The 22,014-nt window shown below is 75.6% G+C and carries 18 protein-coding genes; 7 read left to right on the forward strand and 11 right to left on the reverse strand.

Annotated elements, in window-relative coordinates; genetic code table 11:
- Positions 1-133: 133 nt before the first annotated feature.
- On the reverse strand, positions 134-1,390 hold the full coding sequence (locus ACH4B3_RS29490; protein ID WP_398467933.1) for an aminotransferase class V-fold PLP-dependent enzyme: 1,257 nt from the start codon (positions 1,388-1,390) through the stop codon (positions 134-136).
- Between ACH4B3_RS29490 and ACH4B3_RS29495 the strand changes: the two genes are divergently transcribed.
- The gene (locus tag ACH4B3_RS29495; protein WP_398467935.1) at positions 1,389-2,804 is read left to right on the forward strand and encodes a PLP-dependent aminotransferase family protein; all 1,416 of its coding nucleotides are present in this window, start codon (positions 1,389-1,391) and stop codon (positions 2,802-2,804) included. The two genes, ACH4B3_RS29490 and ACH4B3_RS29495, sit on opposite strands and share 2 nt — an antisense overlap.
- 752 nt (positions 2,805-3,556) lie before the next feature.
- Here the strand turns inward: ACH4B3_RS29495 and ACH4B3_RS29500 are convergent.
- The gene (locus tag ACH4B3_RS29500) at positions 3,557-4,336 is read right to left on the reverse strand and encodes an SDR family NAD(P)-dependent oxidoreductase (protein ID WP_398467937.1); all 780 of its coding nucleotides are present in this window, start codon (positions 4,334-4,336) and stop codon (positions 3,557-3,559) included.
- Positions 4,337-4,964: 628 nt separating this feature from the next.
- On the opposite strand from ACH4B3_RS29500, the gene ACH4B3_RS29505 reads away from it, so the two are divergent.
- Complete coding sequence (locus ACH4B3_RS29505; protein WP_398467939.1) at positions 4,965-6,110, forward strand: winged helix DNA-binding domain-containing protein; 1,146 nt, start codon at positions 4,965-4,967, stop codon at positions 6,108-6,110.
- Between the two features lie 167 nt (positions 6,111-6,277).
- On the opposite strand, the gene ACH4B3_RS29510 is transcribed toward ACH4B3_RS29505, so the two are convergent.
- Positions 6,278-7,021: a tyrosine-protein phosphatase gene (locus ACH4B3_RS29510; RefSeq protein WP_398467941.1), complete on the reverse strand. Its 744-nt coding sequence runs from the start codon at positions 7,019-7,021 to the stop codon at positions 6,278-6,280.
- A 117-nt stretch (positions 7,022-7,138) separates the two neighbouring features.
- Between ACH4B3_RS29510 and ACH4B3_RS29515 the strand changes: the two genes are divergently transcribed.
- Positions 7,139-8,110: a helix-turn-helix domain-containing protein gene (locus tag ACH4B3_RS29515; RefSeq protein ID WP_398467943.1), complete on the forward strand. Its 972-nt coding sequence runs from the start codon at positions 7,139-7,141 to the stop codon at positions 8,108-8,110.
- A 26-nt stretch (positions 8,111-8,136) separates the two neighbouring features.
- Here the strand turns inward: ACH4B3_RS29515 and ACH4B3_RS29520 are convergent, their stop codons facing one another.
- A complete protein-coding gene (locus ACH4B3_RS29520; protein ID WP_398467945.1) occupies positions 8,137-8,604 on the reverse strand; it encodes a hypothetical protein in 468 nt (155 codons plus the stop codon).
- Positions 8,605-8,912: 308 nt separating this feature from the next.
- On the opposite strand from ACH4B3_RS29520, the gene ACH4B3_RS29525 reads away from it, so the two are divergent.
- A complete protein-coding gene (locus ACH4B3_RS29525) occupies positions 8,913-10,154 on the forward strand; it encodes a cytochrome P450 (RefSeq protein ID WP_398467947.1) in 1,242 nt (413 codons plus the stop codon).
- A 267-nt stretch (positions 10,155-10,421) separates the two neighbouring features.
- On the opposite strand, the gene ACH4B3_RS29530 is transcribed toward ACH4B3_RS29525, so the two are convergent.
- Both ACH4B3_RS29530 and ACH4B3_RS29535 read right to left on the reverse strand, forming a co-directional pair.
- On the reverse strand, positions 10,422-11,108 hold the full coding sequence (locus tag ACH4B3_RS29530) for a response regulator (RefSeq protein ID WP_398467949.1): 687 nt from the start codon (positions 11,106-11,108) through the stop codon (positions 10,422-10,424).
- Complete coding sequence (locus ACH4B3_RS29535; RefSeq protein WP_398467951.1) at positions 11,105-12,289, reverse strand: sensor histidine kinase; 1,185 nt, start codon at positions 12,287-12,289, stop codon at positions 11,105-11,107. The genes ACH4B3_RS29530 and ACH4B3_RS29535 overlap by 4 nt, the downstream gene beginning before the upstream one ends.
- Positions 12,290-12,558: 269 nt before the next feature.
- Between ACH4B3_RS29535 and ACH4B3_RS29540 the strand changes: the two genes are divergently transcribed.
- A complete protein-coding gene (locus ACH4B3_RS29540; protein ID WP_398467953.1) occupies positions 12,559-14,772 on the forward strand; it encodes an MMPL family transporter in 2,214 nt (737 codons plus the stop codon).
- Between the two features lie 116 nt (positions 14,773-14,888).
- Positions 14,889-16,088: a serine hydrolase domain-containing protein gene (locus ACH4B3_RS29545; protein WP_398467955.1), complete on the forward strand. Its 1,200-nt coding sequence runs from the start codon at positions 14,889-14,891 to the stop codon at positions 16,086-16,088.
- An 87-nt stretch (positions 16,089-16,175) separates the two neighbouring features.
- Here ACH4B3_RS29545 and ACH4B3_RS29550 read toward each other — a convergent pair whose 3' ends face one another.
- The 4 genes from ACH4B3_RS29550 to ACH4B3_RS29565 form a co-directional block, all read right to left on the reverse strand.
- A complete protein-coding gene (locus tag ACH4B3_RS29550) occupies positions 16,176-16,808 on the reverse strand; it encodes a LysE family transporter (protein WP_398467957.1) in 633 nt (210 codons plus the stop codon).
- 505 nt (positions 16,809-17,313) lie between these two features.
- Positions 17,314-17,619: a hypothetical protein gene (locus ACH4B3_RS29555; RefSeq protein WP_398467959.1), complete on the reverse strand. Its 306-nt coding sequence runs from the start codon at positions 17,617-17,619 to the stop codon at positions 17,314-17,316.
- The gene (locus tag ACH4B3_RS29560) at positions 17,600-18,175 is read right to left on the reverse strand and encodes an RNA polymerase sigma factor (protein WP_398467961.1); all 576 of its coding nucleotides are present in this window, start codon (positions 18,173-18,175) and stop codon (positions 17,600-17,602) included. The genes ACH4B3_RS29555 and ACH4B3_RS29560 overlap by 20 nt, the downstream gene beginning before the upstream one ends.
- A 584-nt stretch (positions 18,176-18,759) precedes the next feature.
- Entirely contained in the window at positions 18,760-19,575 is an 816-nt protein-coding gene (locus ACH4B3_RS29565; RefSeq protein ID WP_398467963.1) for a S1 family peptidase, read from the reverse strand.
- Positions 19,576-19,707: 132 nt separating this feature from the next.
- Between ACH4B3_RS29565 and ACH4B3_RS29570 the strand changes: the two genes are divergently transcribed.
- A complete protein-coding gene (locus ACH4B3_RS29570; RefSeq protein WP_398467965.1) occupies positions 19,708-20,724 on the forward strand; it encodes a LysR family transcriptional regulator in 1,017 nt (338 codons plus the stop codon).
- Positions 20,725-20,779: 55 nt separating this feature from the next.
- Here the strand turns inward: ACH4B3_RS29570 and ACH4B3_RS29575 are convergent, their stop codons facing one another.
- Positions 20,780-21,760 carry a LysR family transcriptional regulator gene (locus ACH4B3_RS29575; RefSeq protein WP_398467967.1) on the reverse strand — a complete coding sequence of 327 codons (981 nt, stop codon included), beginning with the start codon at positions 21,758-21,760 and terminating at the stop codon, positions 20,780-20,782.
- Between the last annotated feature and the right edge of the window lie 254 nt (positions 21,761-22,014).

The raw sequence follows: 22,014 nt of genomic DNA on the forward strand, positions 1-22,014 counted from the left end.
CGGCCCTCTCCTGGCCGGCGGCTGCCCGGGCAGCCGCCGGCGCTCGGGGTTCACCGCACCGGAGGGTCCGGAAGACCGGTGGCGCCGGCGGCCGCCGGCGCCACCGCCCGCCCGGCCGGTGCTCCGGTCGCCGTCACCGGCCTCCCCGCCGCCTGCCCCCGGCCCGGCGGGCGAGGTCGGCGACCGCCTCGGCCACGTGGTCGACCTCCTCCTCGGTGTTGTAGTAGTGCGGCGACAGGCGCAGACACCAGTCGACGTCCTTGTCGCCGAAGTCGAACTGGGCGAACTCGCGGTAACTGAGCGCCGAGTTGATGCCGAGCGCGTCCACCGCGGCCTTGAAGGGCTGCGGTTCCCAGCCGTCGATGGCGAACGTGACGAGGGCGGCCAGCTGCGGGCCGCGGTCCAGCACCCGCACCCCGGGGACCGGTTCCAGCGCGGCGCGCAGCCGGGCCGCGAGCGCCGGAGTGCGCCGCGCGATGGCCTCCATGCCGACGTCGCGCGCGTAGCGGGTGGCGGCGGCGCAGCCGAGCACCGTCGCGTAGGGGAACTCCCACTCCTCGAACCGGGCCGCGGTCGCCACCGGCCGGTAGGCGCCCGGCTCGGTCCACCGGGCGCCGTGCATGTCGATGAACAGCGGCTCGTACCCGGCGCGGAGCACCCGGTCGGACACGTAGAGGAAGCCCGAGCCCCGGGGCCCGCGGAGGAACTTCCGGCAGGTTCCGGTGAGCAGGTCGCAGCCGATCTCCCGCACGTCCAGGGGGTACTGGCCCACCGACTGGCAGGCGTCGACCAGGTAGAGCAGATCCAGCTCGCGGCAGTGACGGCCGATCTCGGCGACCGGCGAGACCAGACCGGAGTTGGTGGGGACGTGGGTGGCGGACACCAGGCGGGGGCGGTGGGTCCGCATCAGTGCGGCCATGGCCGGTACGTCCGCGCCGCCTTCCGGGGCGTCGGGCGCGTGCACGATGCGCACCCCGAACCGCTTCCGCAGGGAGAGGAAGGCGATCTGGTTGGAGATGAAGTCGTCGCGGGTGGTGAGGATGGTGTCGCCGGGTTCGAACGGGATCGAGGACAGCGCGGTGGCGTAGGCGTGTGTGGCGCTGCCGGCGAAGGCGATGTTGTCGGGTGTGGTGCCGAGCAGCGCGGCGAGCTCGGTGTAGAACTCGCGTACCTCGGCCGCCCGGGCGGCCGCCGCCTCGTAACCGCCGGTCCGGGCCTCCAGGTTGAGGTGGCCGGTCATCGCGGTGAGCACCGGAGCGGGCAGCAGACCGCATCCGGCGTTGTTGAAGTGGATCACCTGGCGGCAACCGGGGGTCTCGGCACGCAGTGCGGCGACGTCCAGCTGAAGCGCTTCCCGGACCGACTCAGTAGCACTATCCTTGTTTCTCATGTCAGACAGTAGCACTTCTGTGGAGTTGGCGGACAGCCTCCGCGGGCTGGTCACCCGGCTCTCGCCCGGCGACCGGCTGCCCAGCAGCCGGGAGTTGGTCCAGCAGTACCGGGTCAGCCCGGTGACGGTGGCGCGGGCCATCGCGGTACTGGCCGCCGAGGGCGCGGTGGTCACCCGCCCGGGCAGCGGCACCTACGTCGCCCTGCGCGCCCGGCGCGACCGGCAGGCCGCCGACACCGCGTGGCAGACGGTCGCACTCACCGACCGGGCCGTGGACACCCGACTGGTCGCCGACCCGCCCGCCCCCGCACCGCCCGGCACCATCACCCTGGACGGTGGCTATGTGCACCGGTCACTGCAGCCCACCCGGGCCCTGAGCGCGGCGCTGGCCCGGGCGGCACGGCGCCCGGACGCCTGGGACCGTGCCCCCGCCAACGGCCTGAGCACCCTGCGCACCGTCTTCGCCGAGCAGGCCGGGGGCGCGGTCACCGCGGACGACGTGCTGATCACGGCGGGCGGGCAGAGCGCCCTGTCCATCGCGTTCCGGGCCATCGCCGCACCCGGCAGTCCGGTCCTGGTGGAGTCCCCCGGCTACCCCGGCGCGCTGGCCGCGGCCCGGGCGGCGGGGCTGCGCCCGGTTCCGGTGCCGCTCGACGCCGACGGGCTGCGACCGGACCTGCTGGCCGACGCGTTCGCGATGACCGGCGCCCGGGTGCTCTACTGCCAGCCGGCCTTCCAGAACCCCACCGGCGCGGTACTGGCGCCCGGCCGCCGCGGGCAGATCCTCGACGTGGCGCGGGCGTCGGGCGCGTTCGTGGTCGAGGACGACTTCGCCCGGCACCTCGGACACGGCGGGCCGGTGCCCGGCCCGCTCGTGGCCGACGACCGGGACGGCACCGTGGTCCATGTGACCTCGCTGACCAAGTCCACCGCGCCCAGCCTGCGGATCGGGGCCCTGATCGCCCGTGGCCCGGTGATGGAGCGGATGCGCGCGGTCCGGCTGGTCGACGACTTCTTCGTCAGCCGCCCGCTGCAGGAGGCGGCGCTGGAACTGCTCAGCTCGCCCGCGTACCCCCGCCATCTGCGGTCCCTCGCCGCGGCGTTGCGGGACCGCAGCGGCGCCCTGGCCGCCGCGGTCACCCGCGAGATCCCGGACGCCACACTCGCCGGCCTCCCCGGCGGCGGACTCCATCTGTGGGTCCGGCTGCCCGCCGGGGCGGACGACACGGCAGTGGCCGGCGCCGCCCGGCAGCACGGTGTGACGGTCAGCGCAGGCAGCCGCTACTTCGCCGCCGAGCCGCCCGCGGCCCACCTCCGGCTCGGCTTCGCCGCCACCGCCGACCTCGCCGAACTGGACGAGGGCGTCCGCCGGCTGGCGGCGGCGCTGCGGGAAGTCCGGCCGGCAGGCCGGTGAGGACGTCCGAGCCGGCTGCGCTCCCAGCAGCGGGCGAGCCGTGCCACCGGAACCACTCCGCCCCGGCGGCGGGCTCCCGACGCCGGACGGCGCACGCGCGGAACCGTCGGCCCGCCGTGGATGACTTCGGGGGCGGGTATGCGGATTCCGTGATCCGGCGCCGGCCTGACGTTGCGTCGGGTTCGCCTCCAGTGCCCGGCCGGGCCGTTCGGCACGGTCGATGGCGTGCGCGGCCGGACGTGGGGCCGCGGTGTGTCACCGTTCCTGACGTTGCGTCGGTCATCGCACCCGGGGGCGGACCGCGCTCTCGGGCGGGTTCCCGCGGACGCCCGCGGCCGGCGCCGGGGCGGCGCCGGCCGCCTCACTTCACTGACGTTGTATCAGGTGCCCGGGTGCCTCGTCCGTGCCCGGCCAGGGTCGCCGATGACGTGCGGCGTCGGCGCCGCGTCCGGAACGCTCAGGGCGACTGACGTCGTGTCACCTCCGGCCGCGCCGTGTGCCCTCAGCGACCGTCGCCGGGCCGGACCGACCCGGCGAAGACGGCAGCCGAGGGTGCGAAGCCCGGGGCGCGGGCGAGGGACCCACCGGCCCGCGGGCGGGCCGGTGGGCGGGTCGTACCGCGCGCGGCGGCGAACCGGGCCCGGCGCGGGCGCCTTCCGGAAGGGCGACCGGCGCGGCCGACTCGCCTTCCGGAACGGCCGGGTGCTCGCCGGAGCCCTGGCGGTGCCCCTTCACCGGGGCAGCCGCTCCGGTCAGTGCCCGGGCTTGCTGACGTCCCAGGCGAACCGGCAGGACAGCGAGCGCGGGAAGTGCCGCAGCCCCCACGCGGTGGCCTTGTAGCGGAAGCTCGGGATGCTGAGCACCTTGCCCCTGCGGAGGTCGCGCAGCGCGGTGCGGACGACGTCGTCCGCCTCGAGCCACAGCCACGGCGGCGGGAAGGAGGTGGAGATTCCCGCCCGCTGGTGGAACTCGGTCTTGGTGTAACCGGGCAGCAGGGCCATCATCCGGACCCCGGCGCTGCGGACCTCCTGCGAGGCCGCGAGCGCCTCGGTGAACGAGATGATCCACGCTTTGCTGGCGGGGTAGGTCGAGCTGAGCCAGGTGGGGCCGAGTCCGGCGACACTGGCGACGTTGACGATGGTGCCGGAGCGCCTGCGCGTCATCTCCCGCAGCGCCGCGTCGGTGAGGCGCAGCACGGACCGGACGTTCAGGTTGAGCAGGCGTTCCTGGGCCTGGATGCCCGTTTCGAGGAACGGCTTGTCGTGGCCGATGCCGGCGTTGTTGACGAGCAGGTCGACGACGGGTTCGGCCGCCACCCGCGCGCCGACGGCGGCACAGCCCTCATCGGTGGTGAGGTCGGCGGGCAGGATCTCGGTCTTGATGCCGTGGTCGGTCTGCAGGAGGTCGGCGTGCTCCTTCAGATCGCGTTCGGAACGTGCGACGAGAACCAGGTCGTAACCCTGTTCCGCCAGCGCTCGGGTGAACGCCTTGCCAAGGCCGGCGGTCGCTCCCGTGACAAGTGCAGTGGGCATGATGTCACTCCTGTCGGGTGGGGCAGGTCAGGAGGCGTCGGCGCGCGAGCGGAGCACCTGGTCGCGGATCCCGCAGGACCCGGACACCCCCCGTGCAGCTGCTCCTTGGTCTGATCGAAAGTATATGCGTGACGTTGCGGACGCGAAGTGTCCACCGGCCGTGGGGGGTTGACGCCGGGCCCGGCCGGTGGTGGAGGCGTGTCCCGTCGCGCCGGGTCGCATCAAAGGCGGACACGGTGGGTATCTCCCCCTACCAGCCGGTCACTTGGCGTCGGGCGCCGGACGAGCGGCGCCCCGGGGGACTGCCGCGGGCCCGTCCATCGGGCGCCGGCAGATGGCGTCCGTATGGCGGACACCGGCGGTTCGCCGGCGTGACCGGCCCCCGGAACGGCGGGGCCCGGCGCGGCCGCCGCGGTCCCCGAGCCGGCCGGTTCGCTCCCGGCCGCCCGGGCCCTCGCGGATGTCCGGCCGGGCGGCGCCGCGATACCGCCGGGGCACCAGCGGGGCGATCGCCGGCCGGCGCGCCCCGGGCCCGGTGGAGCCCCGTTCGCCTCGGTCCGCCAGCGCCCGGCGCCATCTCCGGGGAGGCGGCCGGGCCCGGTGTCCCGGGAGACGAGAGAATCCCGCCATGACGATCACCGCGCGTGCGCTCAACCGCGCCACCCTCGCCCGCCAGCTGCTGCTGCACCGCGAGTCCATCGACGTCGCCGACGCGGTGCGACGGGTGGTCGCCCTGCAGGCACAGGAGCCCGCCTCGCCGTATCTGGCGCTGTGGAACCGGATCGGCGGGTTCGACCCGGCCGCCCTCGACGCGGCCGCGGCCGGCTTCCAGACGGTCAGGTCGACGCTGATGCGCGTCACCCTGCACCTGGTCCACGCCGAGGACTACCCGGCGTTCCGGGCGGCCATGGAGCCGACGCTGCGCGCCTCCCGACTGGGTGACGCCCGCTTCAGGGCGTCCGGGCTCACCGCGGCCGACGCCGACGCACTCCTGCCGGACCTGCTGACGTACGCCGACCGGCCACGGACCGCCGCCGAGCTGCGCGACCGGCTCACCGAGCGGCTGGGCGCCCCGGTGGAACCGACGGCCTGGCGGCTGCTGCGGCAGTACGCGCCGCTGTGGCACGTGCCCGCCGGTCCGCCCTGGTCGTTCGACAGCCGGCCGTCCTACCTCGCGGCCGGCACCCGGCCGGCGCCGGCCGAGCCGGACGCCGACACCGGTCTGCGGGCCCTCATCCGCCGCTACCTGGAGGGCTTCGGGCCGGCTTCGGTCGCGGACATGGCGCAGTTCGCGATGGTGCAGCGGGCCCGGGTGCGAGCGGCGGTGCAGCGGCTCGCCGGTGAACTCGAACAGCTGGCAGGCCCGGACGGCACGGCGGTGTACGACGTCCCCGGTGCGCCGCGCCCGGCCGAGGACACCCCCGCCCCGCCCAGGCTGCTGCCGATGTGGGACAGCATCCTGCTGGTCTACGCCGACCGCAGCCGGGTCATACCGCCCGCCTACCGCAAACACCTCATCCGGGTGAACGGCGACGTCCTGCCCGCCCTGCTGGTGGACGGCTACGTCGCGGGCGTCTGGCGCGCGGTCGGCGGCGGCATCGAGGCCACCGCCTTCCACCCTCTCCCCGAGGACGTCTGGGAGGCACTGGCGGCGGAGGCCCGGGCGCTCGGGGCGTTCCTCGCCGACCGCGACCCGGACGTCTACCGGCGCTACGGCCACTGGTGGGACAAGGGGCTGCCGGCCGCCGAACGGCGGCTGCTTCCCGGCGGCTGAGCCACCGGGGCCGCCCCCGGCCGCCCCGGTACGACCGGCGGGACGGGCGGCGGGCCGCGGTAGTACGGCAGGCGGCGCGGCGTACCGGATCCGATCCGGCGGCGCCGCCCGAACCACCCGGACCACGGCTGCCGTGCCGCCCGGCGCCGGCCCCGGCGGCCGGTCGGCTACCCCTCCCGGCCCGGGGTGAGGAGGTTCCGCCGCAGACCGGCGATCGTGTCCTCGCCGACCCCCAGCAGCCCGGTGACGTAACCGCGCACCGAGCCGTGCTCCGCCCGCAGGGCTGCGAGGAACAGCCGCATGACGTCGGCGGGCGCGCGGCCGTACCCGGGCCAGGTCGGCTCCTGGCCCGGATGGTCGGCACGCCAGTCGGCGAGCAGGCGCGCGGTGGCGAGCCCGGTGAGTGTGAAGTCCTCGACGACGTCCGCCTCCGGCACGCCCACCAGGTCCAGCACCACGGCGGCCAGCAGCCCCGTCCGGTCCTTGCCGGACGCGCAGTGGAACACCACGGGCGTGTCCCCGGCGGCCGCGATCACCTCCAGCGCCTCGCGGATCTCCTTGACCCCGTCGTGCGCCACCTCCAGGTACCGCTCCGCCAGGAACGGCCCGGTGTCCACATCGGCGCCGAGGGCCGCCTGGTCGTACGGGCGGTGTTCGATGCTGAGGTTGTGGTAGGCGAACGACGGGTGCCCGGGGACCCGGCCCTTGGCCTCGATCTCCCACGGATAGCGCAGGTCGATCACCGCCCCGATGCCCAGGCCCAGGAACCGTTCCCAGTCCTCGCCGTGGAGCTTGCCGAGCGAGTCGGACCGGTACAGCCGCCCCCACCGCACGGTCCGGCCGTCCACGGTCCGGTAGCCGCCCACGTCGCGGAAGTTGTGCAGACGCGCGAAGGGGATGTGTCGGTTCATCCGGAATCTCCTCAGGTTGTTCGGTCCCACGACCGGTGGCCGAATCCTGTGCGTTCCGTGCGCCCGGCGGCCACTGATTAAGCTCTGACCGAATCCAATCGAAGGGCGGGCCCGGGCGTGGTCTCCGAACTGGCCTTTTCCACCGACGACCTGGCGCACACCCGCTTCGCGGTGTCACCGATGTGGGAAGTCGTCACCAGCTTCGGGCTGCTCGCGTCCGCCGCCCCGCACCCGGTGCACCGGCGGTGGGTCGAACAGGTCCGGCCGCGGGTGGCGGCGGCCGGACTGGACCGCGGCCGGCTCGCGGAACTGGTCCCGGCGCGCGGTTACGTCTGCGACTTCCTGACCCCGTTCCCCCGCGTGCCGGCCCCGACGCTCGAAGCGGAACTCGCCGCGATCCGCGCCACCCCGGCCAGCCGGGTGCGGCAGGACCTCGACACCCTCGGCGGCGCGACCCCGCGCCGCCGGGCGCTGCGCGCCGACCCTCCGGCCGGACTCGGCCGGGTCACCGACGAGATCGAGGCCTACTGGGAACTGGCCCTCGCCCCCTACTGGGCCAAGATCCGCGCGGTGCTGGACGCCGAGGTCTTCCACCGCGCACGGCAGGTGGCCGAGCACGGCACCGGCCACCTCTTCAACGACCTGCACCCGTCGGTGAGGTGGGACCGCCACACCCTCCGGGTGGTCCGGCGCTGCAGCACCGTCTCCCGCGAGACGTCCGGCCCCGGTCTGCTGCTGGTGCCCTCGGTGTTCGCCAAGGGCGTGCTGACCTGGTCCCGGGCACCGGAGCCGCCGCAGCTCGCCTACCCCGCCCGGGCCACCGGCACCCTGTGGGAACCCCGGCCGGTACCGCACGCCGAGGCGATCGCCGCCGTCCTGGGCCGGTCGCGCGCCATGCTGCTCACCGAGCTGGCGGCCCCCGCCTCCACGACCGACCTGGCCGGCCGGACGGGGATCTCCGCGGCCGGCGTCTCCCAGCACCTGACCGCGCTGCGCGCCGCCGGCCTGGTCAGCGCCCACCGCGCGGGCCGCTCGGTCCTCTACGCCCGCACCGCCGTCGCCGAATCCCTGCTCACGGCGTCCGGCTGAGCCGCACCACCCCGAAGTCCGACGGCTCAGCGGACCAGTGGCGCGGCACAGGCTATGAACGCCTCGATGGCCTGCCGCGCCCGGGCGTCCCGGGCGTCCCGGTCCGCCTGGTCCCGCGCGTTCGACACGTCCCAGGTGCACCGGTAGGCCCGTTCGGCAGCCTGGACCACGTCCCGGTCCCCGGTGAGCAGTTCCACCCGGTAGAGCGCCTGCCGGGCGGCGGTACGGAGGTGGTGTGCCTCGTCCCGGGCCGTGCGGTACGCCTCCCCGTCCGGCCCCTCCGCTTGGCGGTACCAGCGGCTCGCCTGGCCGTGGCGGTAGTCCTCCATCGCCGCGGCGAACGCGCTGTAGGTGGTGACGCGTTCCTGCCGGAGCGCCTCGGCCCGGGCGAACAGCTCCCCGCGTTCGGTCGCGCGACGCTGGGACGCATGCGTGACCACGCACCCCAGCAGGGTGCCCGCCACCGCTACGACGCTCGTCCAGAAGGCTTCCACGGCACCAGTCGAGCACACCGGCCGCCGTGGCGGGCCGTTCGGCCGCGAGAGCGAGAGCGGGGGCGAGAGTGTGAACGAGAGCGAGGGCGAGGGCGAGGGCGAGAGTGTGAGCCAGGGCCAGGGCGGGGGCGGGGGCGTGGGCCCGCGGGTCCGTTCGCCGGGGTCCGCGGGGCCGGTGCTTCACCCAGCACTCCGCAACCGATCCGCGGATTCGCTGTGCAATCTTCCCCTTCGGCGGGCACCGGCCCTCGCCTAGCCTCGGCCGGGCGCGCACCGGCTTCCTCCGCACCCACCCCTCAGGAGTGTCCGTGACCCCACCCACCGGCTGCCCCGTCCGCCACGGAGCCACCGGAGTCCCGCTCTACGGCGAGGAGTTCGCCGCCGATCCGGCCCGCGTCTACGAGCGGCTGCGCGGCGAGTACGGGAGCGTCGCGCCGGTCGAGCTCGCTCCCGGCGTCGGGGCGATGCTCGTCACCGGCTACGACACCGCGCTGCAGGTGCTGCGCAGCCCCGAGACGTTCGCCAAGGACCCCCGCCGCTGGCACGCGCTCGCCGACGGGCGGGTGCCCGCCGACAGCCCCGTCGTGCCGGTGCTCGGATACCGGCCCAACTGCCTGTTCAACGACGGGTCGCAGCACGCCCGGCTGCGGCAGGCCGTGTCGGACGTCTACGACCGGGTGGACCCGCACGCACTGCGGGCCTATGTGGAGCACAGCGCGGACGTGCTCATCGACCGGTTCGCTCCGGCGGGTGAGGCCGACCTGGTGGGCGAGTACGCCCGGCTGCTTCCCACGCTGGTCTCCACCCGGCTCTTCGGCTGCCCGCCGGAGTCCCGGGAGCGGCTCATCACCGCCATGTACGACATCTTCGACGGGGCCGACCCGGAGAGCGCCGAGGCGGATCTCCTGGAGTGCCTGCGGGAGCTGGTCGCGCTCAAGCGGCGGCGTCCGGCGGCCGATGTGACGTCCTGGCTGGCGACGCACCCGTCCGCGCTGACCGACGAGGAACTGGTGCAGAACCTGCTGGTACTGCTGGGCGCGGGCACCGAGCCGCTGCAGAACCTGATCGGCACCGGGCTGCGGCTGCTGCTCTCCGACCCCCGCTTCGCCGGCAGCCTCTCCGGCGGCACCCTGTCCGTGGTGGACGCGCTGGACGAGATCCTGTGGACCGACCCGCCGCTGGCCAACTTCGCGGTGCACTACCCGGTCCGGGACGTGGTACTGGCCGGGGTGCGGCTGCGCGAGGGGGAGCCGGTGGTGGTCAGTCTGGCCGCCGCCAACAACGACCCTGCGCTGGCCTCCCCGCACCGGATGGGAAACCGGGCGCATCTCGCCTGGAGCGCCGGCCCGCACGCCTGCGCGGCCAAGCAGCCGGCGCATCTGATCGCGGCGGTGGCGCTGGAACGGGTGCTGGACCGGCTGCCGGAGGTCAGGCTGGCCGTCCCGGAGAGCGAACTGCGGTGGCGGCCGGGCCCGTTCGTCCGCGCGCTGACCGCGCTGCCGGTACGGTTCCCGGCCGAGCAGCCGGTGGACCGGACCGGAACGCCGTAGCCCCGGAACGGTCGCGCAGACCGCCGTGCGCCGCCGCGCACGGCGGCCGGAGCGGCCGCGGCGCGGTGCCCCGGGGGCCGTGGCGCGGTGGCTCCCCGGACGGGACGCCGCGGGCCGGGCGGCCGGGCCCCCGGTCGTCGCGGGCCGCGGTCCGGGCGGTGCGCCACCGCGCACGTCCGAGCGGCGCACGTCCGAGCGGCGCAGGTCCGCGGCGGCCCGGGCCACCGGCGGCCGCCCGCCGCCGCGCGGTGCCGCCGTCCGCCCCGCTCAGCCGCGGGCGCCCGCCTCGACCAGCCCCGTCTCGTACGCGGCGATCACCGCCTGCGCCCGGTCCCGGACGCCGAGCTTCCCGAAGACGCTGGTGATGTGGTTCTTCACGGTCGACACGCTGATGGCCATCACCGCCGCGATCTCCGCGTTGTCCAGCCCGGTGGCCATCAGCCGCCACACCTCCCGCTCACGCGGGGTGAGCCCACCCGGGTCCACGGCGGGCGGTTCCGGCCGGTGCGGGGCCCTGACGTACGCGGCGATCAGCCGGGTGAGCAGCCGGGGCGCGACGGCGGCCTCCCCGGTGTGCACCACCCGCACCGCGGTGACCAGTTCCTCCGGCGAGATGTCCTTGGGCAGGAACCCGCAGGCCCCCGCGCGCAGCGCGGCCACCACGTACTCGTCCATGTCGAAGGTGCTCAGCGCCAGCACCCGGCAGCCGGGCAGTTCCCGGGTCAGCCGGGCGGTCGCGGCGACGCCGTCCAGCACCGGCATCCGGATGTCCATCACGACCACGGCGGGCCGCAGCCGGTGCGCCAGGTCCACCGCCTCGGCGCCGTCCCCGGCCTCCCCGACCACCTCGAAGGCGGGGTCGGGGGAGAGGATCAGTGCCAGGCCGCGCCGCACCAGCGGCTGGTCGTCCGCGATCAGCACCCTGATGGCGGGCCCGTCGACGGGGTCGGTCATCGCGGTCCCTCCTCGCCGGGCGCCAGCGGCAGCCGGGCCGACACCCGGAACCCGCCCTCGTCCAGCGGGCCGGCCCGCAGTGTCCCACCGTGCAGCACGACCCGCTCCCGCATCCCGACCAGGCCGTAACCCGAGCCGGTGCCGGGGCCGGTGCCGGCGCCGTCGTCGGTCACCGCCACTTCCACCCCGTCCGGCCGGTAGGTCAGCCGGACCGAGGCGCGTGCCTCGCCCGCGTACTTGCGCGCGTTGGTCAGCGCCTCCTGCACGATCCGGAACACGGTCAGGCCCACGCTCGGTGGCAGCGGGCGCTCCGCGCCCCGCAGCTCCAGCGTGGTGGGCAGCCCGACCCGGCACGACTCGGCGACGATCCGCTCCAGGTCGCCGACGCCCGGCTGCGGCGCGGCCGGTACCTCCTCCGGCTCCTCCCCGGCGCGCAGGACGTCCAGCAGCTGCCGCATCTCGCGCAGCGCCATCCGCCCGGACCCCTCCAGGGTGATCAGCGCCTCCCTGGCCACCTCCGGGTCCCGGGCCAGATGGGCCCGGGCACCCCCGGCCATCAGCTGCATGGTGGTGATGTGGTGGGCCACGATGTCGTGCAACTCGCGGGCGATGCGCCGCCGTTCGTCGGCCACCGCCCGGTCGGCGAGCAGCCGGCGGTTGGCCTCGATGTCGCGCTGCCAGTGGTTCATCACGGTGGCGGCGACGACCACGAGCAGCCCGGCGGACCCGTTGCCCAGCACGTCCACCAGGGGCGGCCGGGGCCACGACGTCTGCCCCACCAGCGGCAGCGTCACCGACACCAGGACCGCCGGCACCGCCACCGCCGGGCCGCGGGACCGCAGGACCGTGTAGAGCGCGACCACGACCGTGGCGTTGAAGTGCTGCGACACCGGCACGCTCAGGTTCAGCGCCAGGCCCGCCAGCAGGACCGCCGCGAGCGTCGGCACCGGGGCCCGGCGCCGGGCCAGCAGCGGCAGCGCGGACACCGCCAGCAGGACGAATCCGACGGGCGGCGCGTACCCCCGCTCGACCTGGCTGGTGAGGGTGAAGCCGATCAGGTCCACGACCGCCGCGCCGACCGCGACCAGGCCGTCGTTGCGCGTCCACGGCAGCGCGTCACCGCCCGGCCCGGCTTCCTGAACCACGGCGGCCCCGGACACCGGTCGTGTCGTCGTCGCCATCCCGTCCCCTCCCCGGCCGTCCCGCGGGCTCTCCCCGCAGGCCACGACCCGTCGTCTCCTGATCCATTCTGGCACCGGGAACCGGCCCCGCCCCGGGCCCGCGGGACGGACCCCGACCAGGACCACGGTCCTGGTCCGGCGGCCCGGCCCGGCCCTGGCTCCCAGCCTCCTTCTCCTCCCGCACTCGGACGATTCCGGCCGTCCGCGCTGATGAGCTGGGCACCGGCCCGGGAGGACCCGGCGCCCCCACCCCATCGCCGGAGGAAGACGTGATCCGCGCCCTGACCGGGTTCGCCACCCGCAACCCCTGGAAGGTCATCGCCCTCTGGGCGGTGCTGGGCATCTCCCTGACCCTGCTCAGCCAGGCGCTGGTGCACCGCGTCACCCAGGCCCAGAGCGGCGACTTCCTGCCCGCGAAGTACGACTCGGCCGCCGCCCTGAGGATCGCCGAGGAGCGGTTCGGGGTGCGGCCCGACGCCAACACGGTCACCGTGCTCGTCGCCCGCACCGACGGCGGGCCCCTCACCGGCCCCGACCACCGCCGGGTCGCCGCCGTCGCCGCGGAACTGGGCCAACGGCGCGTGCCGATGCCCGAGCCCGAGGAGGGCCCGCCCGCCTGGTTCGGCCGGGACCACTCGCAGACCCCGGCGGTCAGCCCGGCGATGGTCGCGCCCGACCGCAGTTTCGAACTGCTCTCGGTCCGGCTGACCGGCAACTCCGCCGACCCCGGCCTGCAGGACGTGTACCGCGCGTTCCGGGACCGGACGCGGGACGAGTTCGCCGAGGCGGGACTGCGGACCGGCTTCACCGGCGGGCTGGCCGACCTCGTCGACACCGCCGACGCCCAGGAGACGACCGAGAAGGTCGTCGGCGCCCTCATGATGGGCCTGATCGTGCTCGTCAACATCCTGGTCTTCCGCAGTGTGGCGGCCGCCTTCGTGCCGCTGCTCGCGGTGGTCGTCACCGGCGGTGCGGCGGCCGGCGCGGTGGTCGGCGCCGCCATGCTCACCGGCATCAAGCTCGACACGTCCACCCCGAGCATGATCAGCGTGGTGCTGATCGGCATCGGCGTCGACTACTTCCTCTTCCTCCTCTTCCGCTTCCGGGAACGGCTCAGGGCCCGCCCGGACCTGCCCGCGCGCACCGTGTCGGCCGAGGTGAGCGCCCGGGTCGGCACCGCGATCACCTCGGCCGCGCTCACCATCGTGGCCGCCTTCGCCACGCTCGGCATCGCGTCCTTCGGGCAGTTCCGCGTCCTCGGCCCCGCCATCGCCGTCTCGGTGCTCGTCATGCTGCTGTCCAGCCTCACCCTGATGCCCGCGCTGCTCGCGGTCACCGGACGCCGGATGTTCTGGCCGTCCCGGTCCCTCAAGCGCGAGCCGCGGCCCGGCACCGCCGCGCGCGTCGGCGACCTGGTCGCCCGCCGCCCGTTCACCCTGGTGCTGGCCTCCGTCGCGCTGCTCGGCGCGCTGGCGGCCGGACTGGTCGGCATCCGGATGGACTTCGGCCAGACCTCCGGGGCCCAGGACACCCCGGCCGCCGCCACCTCGGCCGAGATCTCCCGTGCCCTGCCCGCCGGGGTGTCCGACCCGGCCACCGTCTACGTCACCGCCACCGACGGGCGCGCCCTCACCACCGCCCGGCTGGGCGCGCTGCGCGCGGCCCTGACCAAGGCCGAGGGGGTCGGCCGGGCCGGCCCGACGGTCCTCGACGACAAGCGCACCGCCGCCCGTATCGACCTCTACCTGACCGCCGACTCGCAGACCCGGCAGGCGCGCGACCTGGTCACGGGGCCCGTCCGCGACACCGTCGCCCGGCACACCCCGCCCGGGCTGGAAGCCCATGTCGGCGGCACCGCCGCGATCTTCGCGGACATCTCCACCGCCGTCGACCACGACCTGCGGATCGTGTTCCCGGTCGCCGCCGCGCTGATCGCGCTCATTCTGCTCGTCCTGCTGCGCAGCCTGCTCGCCCCGGTGGTGCTGATGCTCGCCGTGGGCCTGGGCTTCGCCGCCACCCTCGGTGCCTCGGCCCTCGTCTTCCAGCACCTGCTCGACAAGCCGGGCGTCAACTTCGTCCTGCCGCTGGTCCTGTTCCTCTTCGTGGTGGCGCTCGGCACCGACTACAACATCCTGATCAGCGACCGCATCCGGGAGGAGATGGAACGCCCCGGCCCGGCCCGCGCCGCCGTCGCCCGGGCGGTGCGCCACACCGCGCCCGCCATCGCCACGGCGGGTGTCGTCCTCGCCGCGTCCTTCGGCAGCCTCGCGGTCAACGCGGCCCCGTCCACCCAGCAGATCGGCTTCGCCACGGCGCTGGGCATCATGCTCTCCGCCTTCCTCCTGTCCATCGTGCTGGTGCCGGCGCTCGCCGCGATCCTGGGGCGGGCCACCTGGTGGCCGGTCCGGCCCGGCCGGGGCCGCCGCCGGCACACCGACCCGCCGGCCCCCCGGCCGCACCACGACCGGGTCGGTGCCCACTGAACGGCGACCGACCGGCGCCGCCGCCCGCCTCACCCGGCCGTGATCCGGCCGTGCGTTCCGCCCGTACCACCGGGGTGCCGCACCGGTCTCCCCGACGAACCGACAGGATGGGCCCCATGGCATCCGCAGCACCCGCAGCGCCCCCGACCCCCGCGACGGCCACGGCGGCACCCACCGCCCGTTCGCCGCGCCGTCCGCGCGGCCGGCGCCGGGCCGTGCTCGCCGCCACGGTGGCGGTCGCCGCGATGACGGCGGGCGCGGCCGCCGTGCCCACCGTCCCCGCCGCCCGGCCGGACGCCGTCCAGCAGCGTCTGGACGCGCTGGTGCGCCAGGACGGGATGCCCGCCGCGCTGGCCGGTGTCACCGACCGCGGCGGACGGACCCGCCACTACACCGCGGGTGTGGCCGACCTGACCACCGGACGGCAGGTGCCGCGGGACGGCCGGGTGCGGATCGGCAGCAACACCAAGGCGTTCACCGCCGTGGTCGTCCTGCAACTCGCCGGTGAGGGAAGGATCCGCCTGGACGCGTCCGTCGACACCTACCTGCCCGGGCTGCTGCGCGGCGACGGGACCGACGGGCGCCGCATCACGGTGCGCCGGCTCCTCCAGCACACCAGCGGACTGCCCGACTACCTGGACCAGGGCGAGGTCATCGCGCATCCGCGCCGGTACCTCGAACCCCGGGCCCTGCTGGACACCGCCCTCGCCCGCGAGGCCGAGTTCCCCCCGGGCGCGCGGTGGCAGTACAGCAACACCAACTACCTGGTCGCGGGCCTGATCGTGCAGAAGGTCACCGGCCGGCCGCTGGGCGAGGAGATCACCCGCCGCGTCATCGACCGGATCGGGCTGCGCCACACCTCGTTCCCCGCACCCGGCGACATGACCCTGCCCGGCCGCCACCCCAGGGGCTACCACCGGCCGACGCCCGAGGGGCCCCTGCGCGACTTCACCGAACTGGACCCCTCCTGGGCGTGGGCGGCGGGGGCGATGGTGTCCACCGACGGCGACCTCAACCGGTTCTACACCGCGCTGTTCGCCGGCCGGCTGCTCCCGGCGGCCCAGCTCGCCGAGATGCGCACCACCGTCCCGGCCGACCAGGCGCGCCCCGGACTCCGCTACGGGCTGGGCGTGATGAGCAGACCGCTGTCGTGCGGCGGCGTGTACTGGGGGCACGGCGGCACCATCCCGGGCTACGAGACCCTGGGCGGTGTCACCGAGGACGGCCGGTCCGCCAACGTCACGGTGACCGCCATCCCGACCGAGACGGGCCGACGGCATCTGGAAGCCGCCGTGGACACCGCCTTGTGCGGGTGAACCGCGAGCGGGCCCGGTCCGCACCCCGCCGGGGCAGGGCGGCCGGGCCCGGCGGCGGGGCGCCGGCCGCGCCGGCGCCCCGCGGGATCAGAACGCCGAGACCAGCAAGTGGACGGCGAGTGCGGTGATCAGGGCGCTGGAGGCCAGCGCCGTCACCAGCCGCCCCCGGCTGCCGGTGAGCGCCCGGCCGAGCAGCGCCCCACCGCCGGCCAGCAACAGCTGCCAGCTGGCGGAGGCGACGAAGGCAGCGAGCACGAACACGCCGTGCTCCAGGGGGCCGAAGTCCTCGGTGGTGCGGCTCCCCAGCACCAGCGCCCCGAAGTAGACCAGGGTGGTGGGGTTCATCAGAGTGATCCCCAGCAGACTCAGATAGGCCCGCAACGGGCCGGGAGCGGCCCCGTCGGGCCGGCCCGCTGCCCTGGGCGAGCGGTGGCGGCGGACCGCGGCGACGCCGCCGCGGACCGCCAGTGCGACGAGCACCAGCGCCGAGAGGCAGCGCAGCGGCAGCATCACCGGCTCGATCAGCCGGGTCAGCGCGGAGCCCCCGAACGCGGCGAGAAGCGCGTAGAGACCGTCGGCGGTCGCCACGCCCAGGGCCGCGCAGGCACCGATCCGCAACGACGTCCGGGCGGTGAGCGCCACCAGATGGGTCGCGACCGCCCCCACGGGCACGGCGATGCCGTAGCCCGCGAGGAGACCGGCGACCAGGGCGGCGGTCACCGGGGCGGGGGCGTCGGCCTCCGCCGGTGGCCGGGCTGCTGTCGGCCGCGCGCCGATCGGTCGGCGGTGGTCGGCAGCAGGCAGGCGGTGGTCGCGGTCATGGGCCGATCCTGCGGACGGACCACGGTGCGCACAACCGGTTTTCCGACCGGAGGGACGGCGGGCCCGGGCACGGGCCCGAGTCCGGCCCCCGGGTTCCGCGGACCGCACCGCACTCGGCGGGCGCCGCCGGGCGATCCGGTGGCTGCGCGGCCGCCGCCCCGACCGGCAGCTCGGACGACGCTCGCCCGGGCCCCCGCCGCGCGGGCGGCGCACCATCCGCGGACGCCCCCGGGTCCCCACCGGCCGGTCCGCCGCGGAGGGCCCGCGGCAGCCGCCGGCCCCCACCGCCACCGATCCCGCGCACCCGTGTCCGCCCGCACGGCCCGACGGCCCCGGCGCCGCCCCGGCGACCGCCGGGGCGGCGCGCCGGCACACCGGAGGGCGTACGCCGCCCGGCGCGGGACTAGGAGGCGACCGATTCCGCGTGCTGCTTCCCGCGGTCCGCGACGGTCAGCGTGCACCGGCCGTCCTCGCAGGAGCGCCGCAGGCGTCCCCTGGAAACGGTCTGCGCCAGCCCGACCGCCCAGCAGGTCGGGCAGCCGCGCAACGCGACCAGGCCGGCCGGCAGGAGCACCAGGCTGACCGGCCCGACGGCCGGTATGAGTGCGACCGAGCCGACCAGCGCGCCGAATCCCACCGCGCCGCGCGCCAGGTGCCGGGCCAGCGAGGCGCTCGCGAAGTCGGGGCCGTCAGTCTTCGTTCCGGTCATCGTCTCCTCCTGGAACAGGGTCGGGCGTGGCCCGAAGGGTGTCCCGGACCGCCGCGCGGGCCCGGTGCAGACGCGACTTCATCGCCGCCGTACTGAGGCCCAGCGCGTCGGCGACCGCCCGTCCGCTGAGGCCCTGGACGTCTCGCATGATCAGCACCCGGCGCTGGTCGGGTGGCAGAGCCGCGACCGCCGCCACCACCCGGTCCGTCTCCAGGCGTCGCAGTGCCTCGTCCTCGGCCGAGTCCACGGCGGTGCTGTCCGGCACCGTCGGGTGGTCCCGCACCATCGTCCGCGCGCGCCGCAGACACTCGTTGCGGACGATCCGGAACATCCACGACGCCAGAGCGCCGGACGCCCGCAGCATCCCGATCTTGCGGTACAGGATGATCAGGGCTTCCTGCGCCGCGTCCTCGGCGTCCTCCGGGGTCGCGCAGAGGGAGCGGGCGAAGCGCCGCACGTTCGGGTGGGAGCCCGACACCAGCGCGGCGATCGAATCGACGTCGCCGTGCTGCGCGGCGACGACGAGCTGTTCGCTGGGCCAGGCCGAGTCAGCCACGCGCACCGCGCTTGCGCTTGAGGGCGAGCACGCAGGTGCACAGCAGTACTGCGCCGACGGCGATACCGATACCGATGATCATGAAAACCTCCAGGTGTGGGCCCGACGTCCGTCGGTACGGTGATAAGAGGCGCGGGCCGCCCGAAAGGATTCAGCCCGCGCCCGGACCACTGCTCCCGGACGCGTCGTCGTGCCGCCCCGGACCGGCGACGACCCTGCCACACACCCCGGACCGGTCCCGCCGGCGATGACGGCTCCGGGCCGTCCCCCGGCACCTCCGCCCCCGGGGGAGACGGTACGCAGGAGCCCCGGAGCGGCTCCGGGGCCGGTCCCGCACCACGGGCGTGGAACCCGTGATGGGCGGGCACCGGGTGCCCGCCCATCACGGGCGGAGGCGGAGGACCCCGCCACGGGGCGGTGGCGGGGAACCGACGAACCGCCGCCGCCCCTTGCCGCCGCGCCGGGCGGCTCGGTATCCCGGGGCTCGGACCCCCCTGGCCGAAGACCCGGACCCGCCCGGCGCGAGACCGGGTGGACGGAACCCCACGCCCGCCACCCGGCCCGCTTCCTCACCTACCGGGCGCTCAGCCGCCCACGTACTGACCGATCCACTGCTGGTAGGCGGTCACATCGGTGTAGATGGTGGAATCGCCGGTGCCGCACACCGAACCGCCCCCGCCGGCCCGGCTGGTCGCACCGACCAGCTCCCAGCCGCTGCCCCCGCGTATCAGCGCGGGCCCCCCGGAGTCGCCGTAGCAGGCGGTGGCCCGGGTGGTGCCGTAGACGCACAGTTCACCGGACGGGTTGAAGCCCTGCGAACACATCCGGTCCGGGTTGATCCGGGTGTCGAGCTGCTTGAGGATGCGCGGCGGGTTCTGCTCGCAACCGCGCTCCGGACAGGTCTGCCCCCAGCCCAGCAGCCGGGTCCCGGCCTGCGGCGCCGGGGAGGAACCGGCGATGGCGACCGGCTGGTTGGACACCGGCCGGCTGAGCCTCATCAAGGCGATGTCGTGGTTGCCCGGCAGCCCGTGGTACGAGGGGTGGCGGATGATCTGGGACACGCTCGCCGTGGTACCGCCCTGGGTCCGGTCCACCGAGCCGATGCGCAGCTGGTACTCGGAAGGCGGCTTGGTCCCGCCGCCCTGACCGGTGACGCAGTGCGCGGCGGTGACCACCCACTGCTGGTCGATCAGCGAACCGCCGCATCCGTGCCGGCCCTGGACCTGCAGGGACGCCATGAACGAGTACGTCTCGGTGGCCTGACCGCCGCCGACGATGGGCCGGGGTCCGCTCGCGGTGGGGGGTGGCGCGGCGTGCGTCGCGGGCGGGACCGTCAGCACGGCGGCCGCGGCGAGCAGCAGCGCGCTGAACGCGCCGCGCAGCGAAATACGCGATCTCATGGTGTGGTTTCCTCCGTGGAGAGGTGAGAGGGAACGGTCCCCTCGGGCCGGGCGGGGGAGCATCCGGCCGTGCACCCACTATGGAAAGACGATGATCCGCCGACCAATCCCAGCCTCGTATAAAGTCCGCCTATGGAGCTGGACTTCCGTCAGCTGCGGGTGATCAAGGCCGTCGCCGACCGGGGGACGCTGACCGCGGCGGCGCGGGAACTGGGCATGACCCAGCCGTCGGTGAGCGAGTCCCTGGGGCGCGCCGAACGCACCGTCGGCGGCGCACTGTTCCACCGCGGGGTGCACGGCGCGCAGCCCACCGCGCTGGGGGAGACGGTGGTGGCGCACGCGGGTACGGTGCTGGACGCACTGGACCGGATGACCGCGGCGGCCGCCCGGCACCGGTCGGGCACGCTGCCGGCGCTGGTCCGGGTCGGCTGCACCCCGGGCATGCTGGTGGCCCACCTGTCGGTGGCCGTTCCCCAGGTCACCGGGAGCGACGTGGAGGTCAGCACCGGCGCGGACGCCGCACGGCAACTGGAACTGCTGGCCGACCTCCGCGTCGAGGCGGCGCTGCTCACCCATTTCCCCGGGCCGGAGGAGACGGCTGCCGGTGTGGCCGGGCGGGCTCCGGAGGGAAGCCGGATCGAGCGCGCCGTGGTGGCGGTGGAACCGCTCTTCGTCGCCGTGGCAGCGGCCCACCGGCTCGCCCGGCGGCAGGAGGTGGACCTCGCCGAGCTGGCCGGCGAGCCGTGGTGCCTGCCCCCGGGGCCGCCGTCCGAACTCGGCGGTCACCTCGCCCGGGCCTGCCGGGCCGCGGGCCACGAACCGGTCCGGCGCACCGCCGACCACACCGCCGCTCTCCAGCTCGCGGAACTCGGCCGGGCGGTGCTGCCGGTGCTTCCGGGCATCCGGCCCCGCGACGGGCTGGTGTTCCTGCCGCTGCGGGGCGCCCCGCTGCGCACCACCACCACGCTGTACTGGCACCGGGACGGCCCGCTGTCGACCGGCCGGCTGCGGGAGCTGTGGGCGCAACTGGTGTGCGCGCAGCACGAGATCGTGGAACGGCCCCCGGCGTACCGCGCCTGGCTGGACCGTCATCCGGACTGGCGCACCACACCACCGGACATGGCCGCCACGTACCGTCCCTACCGCTGAGCGGGACGGGCGCGGCTACCGCACCGGTGCGGCACCCGCACCCCGCCCGCTCCGGTCACCGCGGGTCATCCGGTGACCCGAGCCACCCCGGGTTCCGCTGCCACCACCCCGGGATCCGGCCGAGATCCGGGATCATGGCGCGGTACGCCTCGACCAGGCCGGTGCGCAGCCGTGCGGCGAGTTCGTCGTCCACCGGCCCGTCCTCGGCCCACAGCAGCAGATGACGGGTGCGGAGCGGAGCGCCGCGGAGTTCCGCCACCGGCCCGGTCAGCCGCAGCCCGGTGTCCAGCGCCTGCAGTGCGGTGACCACCGGATCGCCCCGGCGCAGCATCTGGGCCAGCAGGAGCGGGTTGACGGAGCGGATCACGATCGCTCCGGTCCCGGCCAGCCGGCACTGCTCGAGCAGGTGCCGGTCGAACTCGTCGTCGCCGTTGCCCGCCAGCAGCCAGCCGAGCCCTTCGAGTTCGGCGAGGCCGACCTCGGGGCGCCCGGCCGCCGGATGGCCTTCGGGCAGGGAGACGAAGACCGGCTCGGTGCCCACCACCGTCATCCGCACCCCCGGCGGCGGTGCCGCCTCCCGGCCGGGGAAGTCCACGTGCAGCACCAGGTCCAGCTCACCACGGGCCAGCGCGTCGACCGCCACCGCGTGCCGGTCGGTCACCGACAGGTCGGCGACGCTGCCGGGGAAGACCTCGGCCGCCACGTCGTACAGCCGGGCGGCGAGCGGCGTCGCCCGGGCTCCCATCCGCAGGCCGCGGCCGGCCGGCGCCGTCCGCTGCGCGCGGACCGCCCGGGCCAGGTCGTCCAGCGCGCCGAGGACCTCCCGGACGTGCGGCAGCAGCACCTCGCCCAGCGGGGTGGCCCGGGTGCCGTACCGGCCGCGGTGGAAGACCGCGCCGCCCACCGCCTGTTCGACCCGGCGCAGTTGGGCGGTGAGCGCGGGCTGGGACAGCCCCACCGCCCGCGCCGCCTTGGTGACGCTGCCTGCCGTGTCCACCGCGTCCAGGCACCGCAGGTGCCGCACCTCCAGCTCCATCGGCCCGAGTATGGGCCCGCCGTGTCCCGTTGCCCAGCCCCGGGACGGGCACGGTCGGGCGCGGTCCGTCCCGGGGCCGCCGTCGGGTACCGGCCTCCGCCGCTGCCCGAGGGCGCCAGGGAGGTTCTGCTCCGACGACGCGGCGCCACGGCCCGTCCGGCGGCGGTGGGTTGCCGGGCGACCCGGCCGGCCGGGCCGGCCGCGCCCCCGCCCGGACCAGGCGGTGACGTGACGGACGGGCCGAGCGAGGACGG

It is taken from the genome of Streptomyces sp. NPDC018031, assembly GCF_044327625.1.
Classification (GTDB): Bacteria; Actinomycetota; Actinomycetes; order Streptomycetales; family Streptomycetaceae; genus Streptomyces.